This is a genomic window from Alkalihalobacterium sp. APHAB7, assembly GCF_048323755.1.
Classification (GTDB): Bacteria; Bacillota; Bacilli; order Bacillales; family Bacillaceae_F; genus Alkalihalobacterium.
In genome coordinates this window covers 177,926-193,901 of the sequence record NZ_JBLWFS010000006.1, presented here as the reverse complement: position 1 = coordinate 193,901, position 15,976 = coordinate 177,926, and the positions used below count along the sequence as shown (strand labels likewise).

Below are 15,976 nucleotides of genomic sequence, written 5' to 3'. Positions count from 1 at the left end.
AAATTTTTTGGAGAAAGAGGGGGTACCCCCTCTTTCTCCAAAAAATAATGAACCACACTAATAACAACTAGTTAGATGAAAACATTGATTCTCTAATTTACACAGGATTGTGGACTTGACTCCATAACAGTCCGGAGCTAGTCTATTTTGGGGAAATAAGGGGTTGTGAAGTCCGCAAGATAGATAAGCAGCTGAAAACACTTTATGAATGAAACAAGTAATACAAGGACGCAAAACGCTCTGGTGTGAGTCTGAGTGTTTTACGTCCTTTTTATGTTGTGAGTTTTTAAATATTAGTATACTATTCGTACCACCCTATGTGTCCTCAAGTCTATCCTTTCTTTCTGTACTGCCCTGGTGACATTCCGTATTTCTTTTTAAACACTCTATGAAAATAAGGATATGTTCCGAAACCACTGTTATGCGCAATGTGCTCGAGTGTCATCGACGTATACTTCATTTGATTAATAGCAGTGGATAAACGGATTTCTTGTACATATTCAATCATTGTTTTTCCGACACTGCTTTTAAAAAGATGAACAGCACGTGAAACGCTCAGTCCAGCAAACTGTGCAGCATCTTCCACTTTTAACCCACTCGTTGCATGTTCTTCAATGTAACGCATCATCCTCGTTACAGCATAAGGTCTTCTAACAGTTGGAGAGATGTCGTTAACCGCTCGTTCTAAAGATACTAATAATGCTTTCAATAAGTATTGAGAAAGTTCGTTGTCTTCCACCGAAGCAGGACGTCTCAGTTCAATTATGAGATTGCGCCATAGTGAAAGGATCTTTTCGTCAAGATCGACCCGAGAAACGGTAGGTTTTACTGAGCGCTTCCACCATTCATCTAACCATTCTCCTTCGCAAAACAAGTGATAATCCCCACTCATTTGATTTCCTTCAATGTATAGATCGTAAAAATTCCCAGGTTCTACGAGGAGAAGGTCTCCTTTTTTTATCTCAAATTTTTGTTGGTTAATATACGCTTCACAATATCCTTCCGTTTGAAGTCGTAAAAGATATCCGGTTAATTTTGAATTATCATTGGAATAATATCCTTTTGTATGATGAGAATAACCACAAAAGCCAATATGTAATTTCATAACGAATTCCTTTCTGAACAAATAGCAAAATAGTACATGTTTTAATTATATTATCTATTTATAGTTATCGCTATATCAAATATGATGAAGTCAAATAAGAAATGTAAAAGGAGAGAAAATTAATGATTAATGTAACGGTATGGAATGAAAATCGACATGAACAAAAAAATCCAGTAGTTAAAGACATTTACCCAGAAGGAATTCATGGAGCGATTGCCAGCTTTTTAGGTGAAGAAGACATTAGTGTGAAAACGGCTACACTAGATGCTCCAGAACATGGTTTATCAGATGATGTTTTAAATACGACAGATGTACTTCTTTGGTGGGGACATCTTGCTCACGATGAAGTAGCTGATGAGATCGTTGAAAAAGTAAAAGCACGTGTTCTCGATGGGATGGGATTAATTGTTCTTCATTCAGGTCATTTCTCAAAAATCTTTAAGACATTAATGGGAACAACATGTGATTTAAAGTGGCGTGAAGCTGACGAAAAAGAAAGACTGTGGGTCATTGATCCGAGCCATCCGATCGTTGAAGGAATCGGTGAATACATTGAACTTGAAAAAGAAGAAATGTACGGGGAACATTTTGATATTCCAGCACCTGACGAATTGATTCTTATGAGTTGGTTTGAAGGTGGAGAAGTGTTTAGAAGTGGTTGTACCTACCAACGTGGAAATGGAAAGATTTTTTATTTCCGACCAGGTCATGAAACATATCCTACGTACTATAACAAAGAAATTCAACGCGTGATTAAAAATGCAGTGAAATGGACAGCACCGACGAAAAGAAATAGACCTGTCTACGGCAACGCGAAGCCATTAGAAGAAATTAAAGCTAAAAACTAAGTTGAGGAGTGTCATTGATGAGCAAAATTAGAGTAGGAATTATCGGTTGTGGAAGTATTGCAAAACATCGCCATATGCCAGAATATACAAATAATGAGCATACAGAAATCGTAGCCGTTTGTGACATTGTTGAAGAACGTGCACAAGAATTTGGTGAAAAGTATGAAGCAACAGCTTATACGAATTATGAAGAATTATTACAAAATGCTGATGTTGATGCGGTAAGCGTTTGTACGCCAAACTATTTACATGCACCTGTATCAATTGCTGCACTACAAGCAGGAAAACATGTTCTTTGTGAAAAGCCGATGGCGACTTCACGTGAAGATGCACTTGCAATGATTGAAGCAGCGAAACACAGCAATAAAAAGCTAATGATTGCTCATAACCAACGCTTTGTTCCGTCTCATCAAAAAGCAAGGCAGTTAATTGAAAATGGTGAGGTAGGAAAAATTTATAGCTTCCGTACTGCATTTGGTCACGGTGGTCCAGAAGGTTGGAGTGCTGATGGAAAAGACAGTTGGTTCTTTAAAAAAGAACAAGCTTTCATCGGGGCAATGGGTGATCTTGGTGTTCATAAAACAGATTTATTACGTTACATCCTTGGAGAAGAGTTTGTAGAAGTTGGGGCCTTTGTTGAAACAAGTGCAAAACAAAACACGGATGTAGATGATACAGCGGTTTGTGTATTAAAAACAGAAAGCGGTATTATCGGTACCCTTGCTGCGAGCTGGTCGTACGTTTCCAAAGAAGATAATTCCACGATTATTTACGGTGAGAATGCGATCCTTCGTCTTGAAGATGATCCGGTTCATTCCCTTGTTATTCAATATAAAAATGGTGAAGTCGTTAAGTTTGAGCTAGGTGGAATTCAAACCAATGAATCAGGTGGACAAACGAATACTCAAGTGATTGACCAATTCATCACAGCAATTATCGAAGATCAACAACCGCTTATTTCGGGCGAAGAAGGTTTAAAATCACTACAGGTTGTTCTTTCAGCTCTTGAGTCAAATGAAACGAAACGAATTACGAGTGTGTAAGTGGAAGGTGAGTCTAGCATGAGCAAATTACGTATGGGTATTATCGGGGCAGGAGGGATTGCTCAAGATCGTCATATCCCAGCCTTCCTAAAGTTAGCCAACGATGTAACGGTCGTTGCTGTCTGTGATGTGAACGAAACGACAGCTAAAGCAGCTGCAGAAAAGTTTAATATCGAAAAGGTGTACACTGACTTTCGTGATCTATTTCATGATGTAGATGCAGTAACGATTTGTACACCGAATAAATTTCATGCGGAAATTACGATAGCGGCACTAGATGCGGGTGTTCACGTTTTATGTGAAAAGCCGATGGCGATGAATACAGACGAATGTATAGCGATGATTGATGCTCGGGACAGGTCAGGTAAAGTACTTTCGATTGCCTATCATTACCGGTTTATGAAAGACTCTGAGGCAGCAAAGAACGTCATTTTTGAAAATGAAATAGGCACACCGATTGTTGCCCGTGTGCAAGCACTTAGAAGACGAAAAGTACCAGGATGGGGTGTTTTTACTAATAAAGAACTGCAAGGTGGAGGGAGTTTAATTGACTACGGATGTCACTTTTTAGATTTATCTTTATGGCTTCTTGGCAGTCCAAAACCTGTTGAAGTCGTTGGGAAAACATATAACAAACTTAGTAAAATGCCTAACCAGGTCAATGAATGGGGTTCTTTTAATCACGAAACCTTCGATGTCGATGATCATGTAACAGCGTATGTTCGTTTTGACAACGGGGCAACGATGTTATTTGAAACGTCATGGTCAGCTAACATTAAAGAAGATGTTGAACGTGTTAGTATTTCTGGTGAAACAGGTGGAATTGATTTATTCCCGTTTGAACTTAATCAAGCTAAGCATGGGATGCTTCTCAACAGTCAGGCAACATACATTGGTGGAGAAGATAATCCAGGTCTTCCCCAAGCACAAAACTTTATCAATGCTTGCATTGGACGAGATGAATTGATCGTTAAACCTGAAGAAGCTCTTGAAGTTTCAAGGATTATTGATTGTATTTATAAAAGTAGTGAGACGGGTCAAAGTATAAAGTTATAAGTAAGTGGAAATTGAGGAGGGCATAGGATGAAATTAGGAGTATTTACCGTATTATTTTCACAGAAAAACCTAGACGAGATGTTAGATTACGTTAGAGATGCTGGTGTAAAAGCGGTTGAGATTGGAACGGGTGGTTATCCAGGAAATGCTCATTGCGACCTTGATGTACTTCTAGAAAGTGAAGAAAAGCGTAATGAATACAAACAGAAAGTATCATCTAGAGGCTTAGAAATTAGTGCTTTTAGTTGTCACGGAAATCCCATTTCTCCTGATAAAGCATTTGCTGAAGTATCGGATACCGTTTTAGAAAAAACGATTAAACTAGCGAGCTTAATGGGAGTTCCTGTCGTCAATTGCTTCTCGGGAACAGCAGGTGATCATGAAGAAGCAAAATACCCGAATTGGCCGGTTACACCATGGCCCAATGAATACGGGGATGTATTAAAGTGGCAATGGGAAGAAAAATTAATTCCATACTGGAAAAAGATGGGCCAATATGCCAAAGACCACAATGTCAAAATTGGCTTAGAACTTCACGGCGGATTTTTAGTTCATACTCCGTATACGCTTCTTAAATTACGGGAAGAGACATGTGATGCTATCGGAGCTAACTTGGACCCAAGTCACTTATGGTGGCAAGGAATTGATCCAGTGGCAGCGATTAAAATTTTAGGAAAAGCCAATGCGATTCATCATTTCCATGCGAAAGATACATACATTGACCAAGAAAACGTGAATATGTACGGATTAACAGACATGCAACCATATGGTGATGTACAAACGAGAGCATGGACGTTCCGTTCGGTTGGCTGCGGTCATAGCATTCAAGAATGGTCAGATATAATTAGTGCTTTACGAGTTTACGGGTATGATTACATTGTCAGCATTGAACATGAAGACCCAATCATGTCGATTGAAGAAGGCTTTGCTAGAGCGGTGAAAAACTTAAACTCGATCATTATCGAAGAAAAACCGTCAGATATGTGGTGGGTGTAAGTAAAAAGTAAAAAAACGATGAAAAAACCATGGGACTAGTAATGGGTTCCCGTGGTTTTTTCATTGTAATTTTATTGTTGTGGTTGGTGAGGAGTTCCGTTTATTGTGGTACCTTTATATATCGGCGTAACTTTAAATATTTCGACGAAAAGATCTGTTAGATAAAAGAAACTTCAAAAGAGATTAATAATGTGGATTAGGACGAGTTTCTGCGTGCTGTAATGACTTGTTTCATATATACTTAATAAATGGAAAAGTAGTTTCATATAGCAAGGCTAAGTTCGTTTATGGTCGTGTGAAATCTTAGCGCGTACAAAGCCTTATCTATTAAATAAATATAGAACAGCGATTAGTGTGAGGTTAAATCAATGGAAATAATTATTGCGGAAAAGCCGGACCAAGGGTTAAAACTAGCATCAGCCTTTCCAATTAAACGAAGGGATGGTTTTATCGAAATCCTTCCGAATGAAGTGTTTAAAAATGGTGCTTATTGTACGTGGGCAATTGGTCATTTAACTGAGCTATGTCCACCAGAATTTTACAAGCAACAATGGAAAACGTGGAAGTTACAAACGTTACCGATCATTCCTGATAAATTTCAATATAAAGTGACGAAATCGAAATATAAACAGTTTAACATTGTTAAACAACTTTTAAATAAACATGAAGTGACTCGAATTATTCATGCAGGAGATGCAGGGAGAGAAGGGGAGTTGATTGTTCGTAACATCATCCAATTAAGCGGGGTGAGAAAGCCGATGAAGCGACTATGGATCTCATCGCTTACCAATAAGGCGATCGTCGAAGGTTTTACTAAGTTATTAGATGAGACGGATACGAGAGCGACTTACTATGAAGCTTATTCGAGAGCTTGTGCTGATTGGCTTGTTGGGATGAATGCGTCCCGTGCGTACACCTTGTTATTGCAGCAAAAAGGAATATCTGATGTGTTTTCACTTGGACGAGTTCAAACCCCAACGCTTGCACTCATTGTGAAGCGGGAAAAAGAAATTGCTAACTTCCAATCGAAACCGTTTTGGGAAGTTAACGCTACGTTTGATTTTCAAGGAAAAGTTTATAAGGGAAAATGGCATAAAGACGGGGAAACACGTTTAGATGAAGAAGCTATGGCAAACAAGATTCGCCAGTTTTGTGAAGGGAAAGAAGCGTCCATTCAATCGGTTGAAAAAGAACGAAAAGAGTTTCAGCCGCCTTACCTTTTTAATTTATCAGCCTTACAAGCAACGGCAAACAGTTTGTATAAGTTCTCACCGCAAAAAACGCTCGAGATTGCTCAAAAGTTATATGTAAAAGGAATGATCTCTTATCCACGTTCTGACTCAAGTCATGTTACAAAAGAAGAAGCACAAATGTTTCCTGATATTTTACGGAAGCTGCAGCAGTTTGACGACTTAAATTCGTTCTTTCCTGTCCCACAGCCTTCCATCCTCCATAACAAACGATATGTGGATGAAAAGAAAGTAAGCGACCACTATGCAATTATACCAACCGAACAAGTTCCGCAACTTGCGAAGCTGAGCCCAGATGAACAACAAATCTATTTGCTCATCGCAAAACGACTGATCGCAGCTCATTATGATCAGGCGATCTTTGATTATACAACGATTCATACCGTAGTCGATGAACGAGCGACGTTTATTTCAAAAGGAAAGCAAGAAGTTCAAGCCGGTTGGCGAAAAGTCATATATAGTAGTAAGAAAAAGCAAAAGCGTGACGAGGATGAACAAGACTTGCCACTTGTACAAGAAAAAGAAACAGGGACAGTCAAAAAAGTTGTAGTCAGAGAAGGAAAAACGGAACCGCCCAAAAGGTATACAGAAGGCCAACTTATTACGTTAATGAAGACAGCAGGTAAGCATCTAGAAGACAGTGACTTAGTGAAAGTCTTAAAACAAACAGAAGGCCTTGGGACAGAAGCAACCCGTGCCGGTATTATCAAAGGTTTAAAAGATCGAAAGTATATCGAAGTGAAACGAAATCAAGTAAGTGCTACAAATAAAGGCGTTTTATTAATAGATTCCATAGGTGACAGCCTCTTATCGTCTCCAGAAATGACTGCAAAGTGGGAACAACGTCTTAACGAAATTGGAGAAGGAGCCGCCTCACCGAGTGATTTTATGAATCAAGTAAAAAAACTCTCACTCAAACTAATAGAAGATGCGATAAAGCAAAGTGAGTCCTGGAACTTTTCTTCGTACAATCTAGAAGAGTTTAAAAATCGAAGAAAAGGGAAGAAAACAGGGGGAGCGAAAGCAAGAGGAGCCCAATCGACAGGAACAAAAATGGGGCCTTGTAAAAAATGCAATGGTGATGTTGTCGATAAAGGAACATTTTACGGTTGTTCAAATTACACGGCAACGAAATGTGATTTTACGATTTCTAAAAAACTGTTAGGTAAAACTGTTTCCCAAGCGAATGTAAAGAAGTTGCTGAAGGGTGAAGAAACGAACCTTATTAAAGGGTTTAAAAAAGGTGATAATACGTTTGATGCGAAATTATCGTTTGTGGATGGTAAAATGAAATTTGTATATTCTGGAGAGGATGAATGATTTGAAAAAGAAAAGAGTCGGAATTGTTGGTTTAGGAGTGGTTGGACAACGATTGATTAAAGAGTTTATGGCTAATCCTCATACAGAAATAGATGCGGTTTGTGATGTCAACGAAACACTGGCGAACGAAACGGCAGCTGCATGCGGAGGAGTAACGGCTTTGACTGACTATGAGGAATTGGTACAGCGTAGTTCTATTGATATCGTCTATGTCGCTGTTCCACCAGCTTATCATCATGCGGTTGTTCTTGCTGCGATCGCAAATGGCAAACATGTTCTTTGTGAAAAACCGTTAGCTAACTCACTACAAGAAGCAGAAGAGATGTTAGCTAAGGCCGAGCAAGCAAAGGTTGTCCATGCGATCCATTTTCCACTACCTTATAATGCACCGTTTGCGACGATAAAAGAGCGGGTCGAAAAAGCGGCGTTAGGGAACGTAAGACGAATTTCATTAAAAATGCATTTTGACGTTTGGCCTCGTGTTTGGCAACAAACTCCATGGATTGGAACACGTGAACAAGGTGGATTCATCCGTGAAATAATGCCGCACTACTTACAAATGATCGTTCACATGTTTGGAAAAGTAACTAACGTCGAGGCACAAATTGAATTTCCAGAAGATCAGGAGAAAAGTGAAATTGGCTTAATAACAACACTAACGTTGGAAAATGGTTTACAAGTGTTAGTGGACGGTCTTGTTGGACAAGCTGAAAAAGAGAAGATTGCTTTCACAATCCATGGTACGAATCAAACGATTGCGTTAGAAGACTGGAGAATAGTAAAGCAAGCACAGCGTGGAGAAGAATTAGCAATCGCTGAACCAAGTGATTTAACACCGTCTCCTGTAAATTTAATTGATGAATTTGTAAAAGCGACAGACGGTGAACAAGCATTTTTAATTGATTTCAAAGAAGGTCTACTCGTACAAGAGGTGCTAGAGTCTTTGTTGACTTCAAATAAAACGGCAAAATAATGAGGGTGGGAAAGATAAATTAGTATCATTACTCATACATTTAATTATAAGTGCGTGTTTAAAAAGGAGGACAAAAAGAGCCGAGAAAATCAAGGAAGCGTAGCCACCGAGCATAAAGCTGGTTGCTCCGTAAGCATAGTCCTCGCACGCCGGAAAAATGTTCTTCTTTTCCAAGGAGCGGAACGTATGGTGTTAATACGTGAGGAGAGAAGGAGCAAGCTGACGAGCTCCCACAGGATGTGGTGACTTCGACGTTCCCACAGGACGTGGGGCTCTTAGTCGAAGATCTTCTATTGACAGCTATTTTTCCCGGACTTTTTGAACATCCTCTATAAACATCATGAAAGGACGTATCCATACGTAAGGGAACGTCCTTCTTTGTCTAAAATAGGAATAAGGTTATTCAAAGAAAGATAAGAGGATTGCGACCTGCTAGGAGTGAAGTTATGACTGAACAAAATAAGGATTGGAAAGCAGAGCAAGAACGAGTTGATTTCGTTATCAATAAAATTAATGAACGAATGCACGAATTAAAGGACCAGCTAGGTGATGTAAAAGTAGACGTTGTCGACATCAGAAAGAAGTTTTGGGACGATGTGACCGTAAATTTTGATAATGCAGAAGAAGAAGCTGAAACCTTTGCAAGTATTAAACAACAAGCTGAACTATTATCAGAAAGAGAGCGTAGACATCGTCATTCGATGAATGAGTTGCGTAACTTACATAAATTAGAGAAATCACCATACTTCGGTAGAGTTGATTTTCTTGAAAACGGAGAAGCAGATACTGAACAAGTGTATATCGGCACTTCATCATTCGTTGATAAAAATGGCGTTGACTTTTTTGTGTACGACTGGCGTGCGCCGATCTCAAGCTTATATTATGACTACGGGCCAGGAACAGCCCAATATGAGACACCTTCTGGTATGATTGATGGTACGATGAAAGGAAAAAAGCAATATATTATCCGTAACGGTGAGCTTTTACATATGTTTGATACAGGAATTACGATTGGAGATGAAATGCTTCAAACGGTTCTTGGGGCTCAAGCCGATTCGCAAATGAAAAGCATCGTTGCAACGATCCAAAAAGAACAGAACCAAATTATTCGTAATGAAAAAGGAAAACTGTTAATTGTGCAAGGAGTGGCTGGAAGTGGAAAAACTTCAGCAGCTTTGCAACGAGTTGCCTATTTGTTGTATCGATACCGCGATACTTTATTAGCGGAGAATATCGTTTTATTTTCACCAAACTCAATGTTTAATAGTTACGTTTCTAGTGTACTGCCAGAGCTCGGTGAAGAAAATATGCAACAAACGACATTTCAAGAATACTTAGAACATCAATTAGGCGATGGGTTTACAATAGAAGATCCATTTTCTCAAATGGAATTTGTATTGACGAAAACAAAAGATAAATCCTACAAAGTGGGTATCGCAGGCATGCAATTGAAATCGTCCATATTATTTATGCAAGTGATAAATGAGTATTTAAGTCTTCTTAAACAAGATGGAATTATTTTTAGAGGCCTGAAATTCAAAGGGCAAGTTTTATTTTCAAGTACAAGGATGAAAGAGTATTTTTACTCATTAGATCAAAGTTTACCGATACCTAATCGAATGAATTTAATCTCAGAATGGTTATTAAAGGAGTTACGGACCTTTGAGCTTCAGCAACGAAAAGAAGAGTGGGTTGAACGAGAAATGGAGCTGTTAGATAAGGGAGCCTATTTAAAAGCCTATCAAAAGCTACAAAAAAACAATCAAAACAACGATGAATTTTATGATTTTGACCGAGAACAAGAAATACTTGCTGGGATCATCGTGAAGAAACGCTTAAAGAAAATTAGAAGATATATTGAAAATCTAAAGTTTGTTGATGTGAAAGCAACGTATATCCAATTATTTAAGAAAACAGAGTATGTTAACCGGTATTTGGATCAATTACCGAAAGAGTGGGCTGATATTTGTCTTTCAACAACCGAAAATATTGAACAAAATCATCTTCGCTATGAGGATGCGACACCTCTTCTTTATTTAAAAGGTCGGCTCCAAGGTCTTCAGGTGAATACGTCGATTCGTCATGTGTTTATTGACGAAGCACAAGATTATTCGCCGTTTCAATTTGCATTCATAAAAAGCTTATTTCCACGTGCAAAGATGACTGTGCTTGGCGACTTGAACCAGTCCATTTATGCGCATTCTTCCGTCAACAGTTTTGAAGCGTTACGTTATTTATTTCAAGAAGACGAAATGGAGCAATATCAGCTAACACGTAGTTACCGTTCGACTTACCAAATCGTCGAGTTTACGAAAGATATTATCGGTGCAAATATTGATCCTTTTAATCGACAAGGTGAAAAACCGACGATTCAATCAGCAGAAGATGAAAATGACCTTCATTCAAAAATAGGCAAGAGAATTAAAACACTTCAAGCCAATGGACATGAAACAATTGCAATTATTTGTAAAACGGCTGAGGAAACAGAGAATGTATACGAACATCTAAAAGAATCACTGCCTCTTCGAATGATAACAAAACAATCGACAGGTTATGAAGCTGGGGTGCTTGTCATCCCATCTTATTTATCGAAGGGAGTTGAGTTTGATGCCGTTATTATTTACGATGCTTCAAACTCAAAATACCACGAGGAAAGTGAACGGAATTTGTTTTATACCGCGTGTACAAGGGCGATGCACTCACTCGACCTTTTTTATATCGGGGAACTGACACGTTTTCTCGATAAAGTTCCAAAAGAAACATGTAGAAATGAATATTAGATCTTTTGGGTTTCAGTATTCTAGAATTGTTGTTAAGATAGTAATGATATAAAACAATCGTACGAAAGGGCAAAATCATTGAAAAGTGATGACGCAAAACTATAGGGGCTTCAGTTAATGTTAATTAACTATGCTAGCCAGTTGCCGAAAATGGACCTCCGTGCGGTTTAGTAAATAAGGAGGAAGTAGTATTTTGTTTGTCCGAATTAAATTGGAAGATTTCAGCGAATTGAACAAGATTTTAGCTTATGCTGGGTATACCGAGGATTCTGTTTGTCTCTATTTAAATTATGTCGAATGTAAGTTGACGATTAGACCTGGACCTGGACGTAGTAAACGTTTGGTCGTTTTATTGGAATGTAAAAAAGCTTTGTCTAAATATCAATTGGACAGATTAGTAGTTATTCTTGAAGAGGTCGCCAATAAAAAGGGGTTTCAAGGAATTGAGTTTACCGAAAGATCGAATGAAATCTCCCCGTCGCTTCTACAATACCGTGGATACAAGTATAAATTTGGCGGTCATATTAATCCTTATCTTAATGGACGTGACGGTACGTACGTTCTTGATTTTTTATAGGTGCGCGACATGAAGAGACCCATTTAATAGGTAAGGTTAGAGAGATTTATGAAGTAAATGGCAAATTTTATTTTGAAGGTCGTAACATGTGAAGGCTGTCTTACATGTTGCGGCTTTTCTTTATAGACTGGAGTTGCTTTTATTGATCTGTTCTTGAAGTTAAGGTGCATAAAATGGGAATTGTTTGTACGAATTATCAATAAAAAAAGAGTCGTATGACGATAGCTTTTAACATATACATGAATGACTTAACAACTTGGAGGTGTTACGAGATGATTCCGTCCATTTTAATTACGATTGCTCTGGTTATTATCGTCATTCGTTCAGGTTATGTTGCTCTTAATATGCTAAAATCCTATAGGAGAACAAATATATTAGATCTTTTATACCATTTATCCATTTTTGTAATAGCTTTATCTTTTTTAATATAGGGTATTTGTAGAAGAGAATAGTAAAGACTACTCATTACAGTAAGATTTCCTTACTCTATAATAAGTTGACACAATTGAAGTCTGGCAAACTTAAATTTTATTGATATACTCAAAATAGGATATTTTTCAAATGATGTTGCAATTATAAAGTAAATAAAGGAGAAAGAAGATGGAATATAGATCAAAACAGCAATCTTCGTCGTTACTTCAAACAATAAAAAAACCGAATTCTCTAAAAGATTGGGCGTTTATTATTATTATTGGGTGTATAGGGATAGGACTTTTCATAGGAGCTTTGTTTAATGACATTATCTTTCGTTTATTTGTTATGGTGTTGTTAATGACTCTTGCGGTTTCTATCAATCGAAAATTAACGCCTACAGTTGTTAAAAAAGCTGAAGAGACCATAGTAGCACCTAAACTTATAGAGAACGATAAAGCTGGAGATGTGGAGTTAACAAAGTCAGAAGTTGCAAAGAAACAAAATGACCTACAAAAAGTGGATTTGGATCGGACGATGTTACTAGAGGAACTTTTTACAAAAGCTGAATTAAGTGACTTAGAAAAGCAAAAGTATCGCCAACAAATCAAACAAAAAGATAACGAAATATCGACGATTATGCAAGAAATTAATAATGCGAAAAACAAAATCCATCAAGCCGTACTTGAAACAAAGAAGTACTTCATAAAGGTCGATCCGATCAAAGAAATAGCTGCTTCACTGGATAAGGATTCTGTACTGAATGGATCGATTTATGACTTGAATTGGGCGCTTGAAGAAATTCGCACCTCATTATCTGACGACATCATTCAAGCATTAGAAAAGTCAGGGTACGTTGATAATGAGTTTAAATTAACGAGAAATGGCTATAAAGCGTTAATCAGAGAAGTTGGGAAAAATGAAGAAGAGCTTGAGGAAATAAAATAGATCGTAGATAGAAGAGAGGCTGCCCACTTTTATGGCAGCCTCTTAATGATGTGTTTACAGTAGGGCTTTACATTAGTTCATTGGGACTTGGCGGTTAATTTTACCGTCAATCCGTTCGAATATATCTTCTAAGCTTGTCCCAGTAATCGTAAGTCCATGATTTTTGAGTCCAATGACCGCTCGGGAAGGGTTTTCTGATTCACGGACTAGCTGTGCGACTGTTTTTGCTAATTCAACTGTACCACACGGGTAATTAATTTCTGTTGCTTTGATCCCGTCCATCCATGCGTGGATATGTACGATCGCTCCAACTTCAGGGTGCTCTTTATAAATCATCCAATGTTCGATGGCATCGACCGAAGCTCGCTTGGGTGTCACTTCTGGTGGAACACTTACTTCAATTTTATTATCTTTTGAGTTATATCCTTTAATAAATAAAATGTCTTGTCCAATTGTATTCATATTCGACTTATCAATACCACTAGCGCTCATCCAGAAGTGGTTCTCATCTTGTCGTGCACTTAGATTACCGTAACTCAAACCACCAATTCCATATAATTTATGTAAATGGCGCATATCTCGTGGTGTTAAATATTCATCAATTGGGAATGGAGCAGGAAGAAGATCCATTTTATCGAGCTTCTTCCCAGATTTTTTTAATTGTATACTGACTTCATCTCCATTCCATAACGGTTCTGGTAAGTCAAAGTGAAAATCATTGTCGATGACCAACTGTGAAGAAGCAAGTGGCTCTAACCGTTCATAAATCTTCTGGAATAGTCTAGCTTCATCATCTCCCTGCTTGTAGTCAATTTGATAGCAACCTTGTTCCGGAGTTAAGAAGTAGAAGGTTGTCGTTCCCGTGTCATGGTTTACAAACATCAAATGGTTGGAAAGAGATCGAATTAAATAAGGATATGCCTCTTTAAACACATTTTCCATAACTCCTTCATTTTCTAAAATCGAAACGACAAATGTGGCTTGTGCTTTTCTTCTAAAAGGACGACACGATTTTGGGTCAGTAAAATTAAGAACGAGCCGCAAGTCTTCATCGACATCTTCCAAAAGAGTAAATCCATTTCGACTGAAAACCTCTTTCATCCCTTTTTCTAACCATTCCATAAATGAAGTTTCAGTCGTTCCATTAACTAGAAATGTTTTCATGATGATTGCCTCCTCTGTTGATTGTGTTCCCATGTTCAAATATAACTTTCATTACGGAACTACTAGCTTTATTAGTTGCTGTATATATGGCTTCCTTGTAATTTTCGAGTGGGAAGCGGTGAGAAATCATTGGTGATAGGTCAACTTTTTTCTGGCGAATTAAATCAATAGCAATTTCGAGTGTACGCATTGTTTTACCTTCGTATTCCCCGGTGCTGTAGGCAAAACTTCCTTTCACTTCAAGCTCGTTAAGCCAAACCGCAGTCCAATCTATCCCATCGATAATACTTGCTAATCCTAGTAGAACAACTTTTCCACCACTTTGAGCAAAGCGCAGGGCGTCATTAATACTTTGCTTTTTACCGACACATTCATATACGATATCTGCACCACCTTCAATGACAGGGGCGCCATAAATCGGTTTTAAAACTTTTGCATCTAATGTTTTGGCGGTCTCATCAATGTATGTTCCGTTTCGATTAAGATAGATGACCTCATCAGCTCCAAATGTTGTGGCGAGTTCGCCTTGGAAGCGGTGTTTGACAAGTGCCGTAATATGACAGCTAATACCGAGCGCCCGGATGGCAGCAATGACTGAAATGCCAATGACTCCTGCACCAATTACGAGTACACGATCTTGTGGCTTTGGTTTATTTTTTAATACCGCATGAAGTGCACAGCTGAATGGTTCAATTAAGACTCCATTTAAATCATCAACTTCATCAGGTAAAGGTAAAACTTGGGTATTATGAGCAACGAGGACAGGCCCCCAGCTCCCACCAGTATCTTTACAAGCTCCAATTAGTAATCCAGGTGATATATCTCCTTCCGTCATATGACTGCACAAACTATATTCTCCACGCTCGCAAGCTTTACAAGGTGATTTAAAGCCTCGACTCATACACGATAGGACTGGATCAATTACGACGCGATCCCCTTTTTTTAGATGTTTGACATTTTGACCTGTCTCAGATATTTTTCCAACCACTTCATGTCCGACGGTAAAAGGAAACGAGGCGTAAGGTGAAGTAGCTGGACTATCATTTAGGAAAATTAAATTCAAATCGCTTCCACAAATACCGCCATAAGTTACTTCGACTTTAACCCAGTCTTCGTTAGGAAGATTTGGTTCTTGAATTTCCCGTAACCTTAAACAAGACAGACGTGGATGCCAATAGAGTGAAGGCTTCCACTTTCCGACGACCTTGCTAAAGACATAGCGAGGAATACTATAATCAAACTGTAATGACTTCACAAACCCACCCCCTGAGAAGCATGGATATAATCTCCTTAGTATCTAATATTTTTGACACTCCTCCCAATTTTATGCAGTAAAGGAGAGAAATTTTACCAAAAGTAGTCGTCAAATTAAATATTGGTTGTTAATAAAAGTTCTTAGAGTATGAAATAGGTAATATATAAGGTTGGGAGGCGCTTTGGTTAAAAACGTGCAGAAAAGTTCCTCTCAAAAGGCTTTAATAAAGTGGAGGGGTTAAAGTGGTAAA

13 protein-coding genes and 1 riboswitch are annotated in these 15,976 nt (G+C 38.2%); of the genes, 10 read left to right on the top strand and 3 right to left on the bottom strand.

The genetic code is table 11. The annotated features are described in order from the left end of the window. Positions 1-331: 331 nt before the first annotated feature. Positions 332-1,105, bottom strand: a complete 774-nt coding sequence (locus tag ACNSTQ_RS08860) for an AraC family transcriptional regulator (protein ID WP_418199496.1) — start codon at positions 1,103-1,105, stop codon at positions 332-334. 122 nt (positions 1,106-1,227) lie between these two features. Between ACNSTQ_RS08860 and ACNSTQ_RS08855 the strand changes: the two genes are divergently transcribed. From ACNSTQ_RS08855 to ACNSTQ_RS08810, 10 genes are all read left to right on the top strand, one after another. After that, positions 1,228-1,953: a ThuA domain-containing protein gene (locus ACNSTQ_RS08855; RefSeq protein WP_418199495.1), complete on the top strand. Its 726-nt coding sequence runs from the start codon at positions 1,228-1,230 to the stop codon at positions 1,951-1,953. 17 nt (positions 1,954-1,970) lie between these two features. Then, the gene (locus ACNSTQ_RS08850; RefSeq protein WP_418199494.1) at positions 1,971-2,996 is read left to right on the top strand and encodes a Gfo/Idh/MocA family protein; all 1,026 of its coding nucleotides are present in this window, start codon (positions 1,971-1,973) and stop codon (positions 2,994-2,996) included. Positions 2,997-3,014: 18 nt separating this feature from the next. Continuing rightward, positions 3,015-4,052 carry a Gfo/Idh/MocA family protein gene (locus ACNSTQ_RS08845; protein ID WP_418199493.1) on the top strand — a complete coding sequence of 346 codons (1,038 nt, stop codon included), beginning with the start codon at positions 3,015-3,017 and terminating at the stop codon, positions 4,050-4,052. Positions 4,053-4,079: 27 nt separating this feature from the next. After that, positions 4,080-5,048, top strand: a complete 969-nt coding sequence (locus ACNSTQ_RS08840) for a sugar phosphate isomerase/epimerase family protein (protein WP_418199492.1) — start codon at positions 4,080-4,082, stop codon at positions 5,046-5,048. Positions 5,049-5,416: 368 nt separating this feature from the next. After that, entirely contained in the window at positions 5,417-7,618 is a 2,202-nt protein-coding gene (locus ACNSTQ_RS08835; RefSeq protein ID WP_418199491.1) for a DNA topoisomerase III, read from the top strand. Between the two features lies 1 nt (position 7,619). Then, entirely contained in the window at positions 7,620-8,591 is a 972-nt protein-coding gene (locus ACNSTQ_RS08830) for a Gfo/Idh/MocA family protein (protein ID WP_418199490.1), read from the top strand. Positions 8,592-9,037: 446 nt separating this feature from the next. Then, complete coding sequence (helD, locus tag ACNSTQ_RS08825; RefSeq protein ID WP_418199489.1) at positions 9,038-11,371, top strand: RNA polymerase recycling motor HelD; 2,334 nt, start codon at positions 9,038-9,040, stop codon at positions 11,369-11,371. 58 nt (positions 11,372-11,429) lie between these two features. Further along, positions 11,430-11,520: riboswitch (cyclic di-GMP riboswitch) on the top strand. 44 nt (positions 11,521-11,564) lie between these two features. Beyond that, a complete protein-coding gene (locus tag ACNSTQ_RS08820) occupies positions 11,565-11,948 on the top strand; it encodes a hypothetical protein (RefSeq protein ID WP_418199488.1) in 384 nt (127 codons plus the stop codon). Positions 11,949-12,220: 272 nt separating this feature from the next. Further along, entirely contained in the window at positions 12,221-12,379 is a 159-nt protein-coding gene (locus ACNSTQ_RS08815) for a hypothetical protein (RefSeq protein WP_275120187.1), read from the top strand. Between the two features lie 169 nt (positions 12,380-12,548). Beyond that, on the top strand, positions 12,549-13,307 hold the full coding sequence (locus tag ACNSTQ_RS08810; RefSeq protein ID WP_418199487.1) for a hypothetical protein: 759 nt from the start codon (positions 12,549-12,551) through the stop codon (positions 13,305-13,307). Between the two features lie 72 nt (positions 13,308-13,379). Here ACNSTQ_RS08810 and ACNSTQ_RS08805 read toward each other — a convergent pair whose 3' ends face one another. Together ACNSTQ_RS08805 and ACNSTQ_RS08800 are read right to left on the bottom strand one after the other, a co-directional pair. Further along, positions 13,380-14,471, bottom strand: a complete 1,092-nt coding sequence (locus tag ACNSTQ_RS08805) for a class II aldolase/adducin family protein (protein ID WP_418199486.1) — start codon at positions 14,469-14,471, stop codon at positions 13,380-13,382. Further along, positions 14,452-15,726: a zinc-dependent alcohol dehydrogenase gene (locus tag ACNSTQ_RS08800; protein WP_418199485.1), complete on the bottom strand. Its 1,275-nt coding sequence runs from the start codon at positions 15,724-15,726 to the stop codon at positions 14,452-14,454. The genes ACNSTQ_RS08805 and ACNSTQ_RS08800 overlap by 20 nt, the downstream gene beginning before the upstream one ends. Positions 15,727-15,976: the final 250 nt, after the last annotated feature.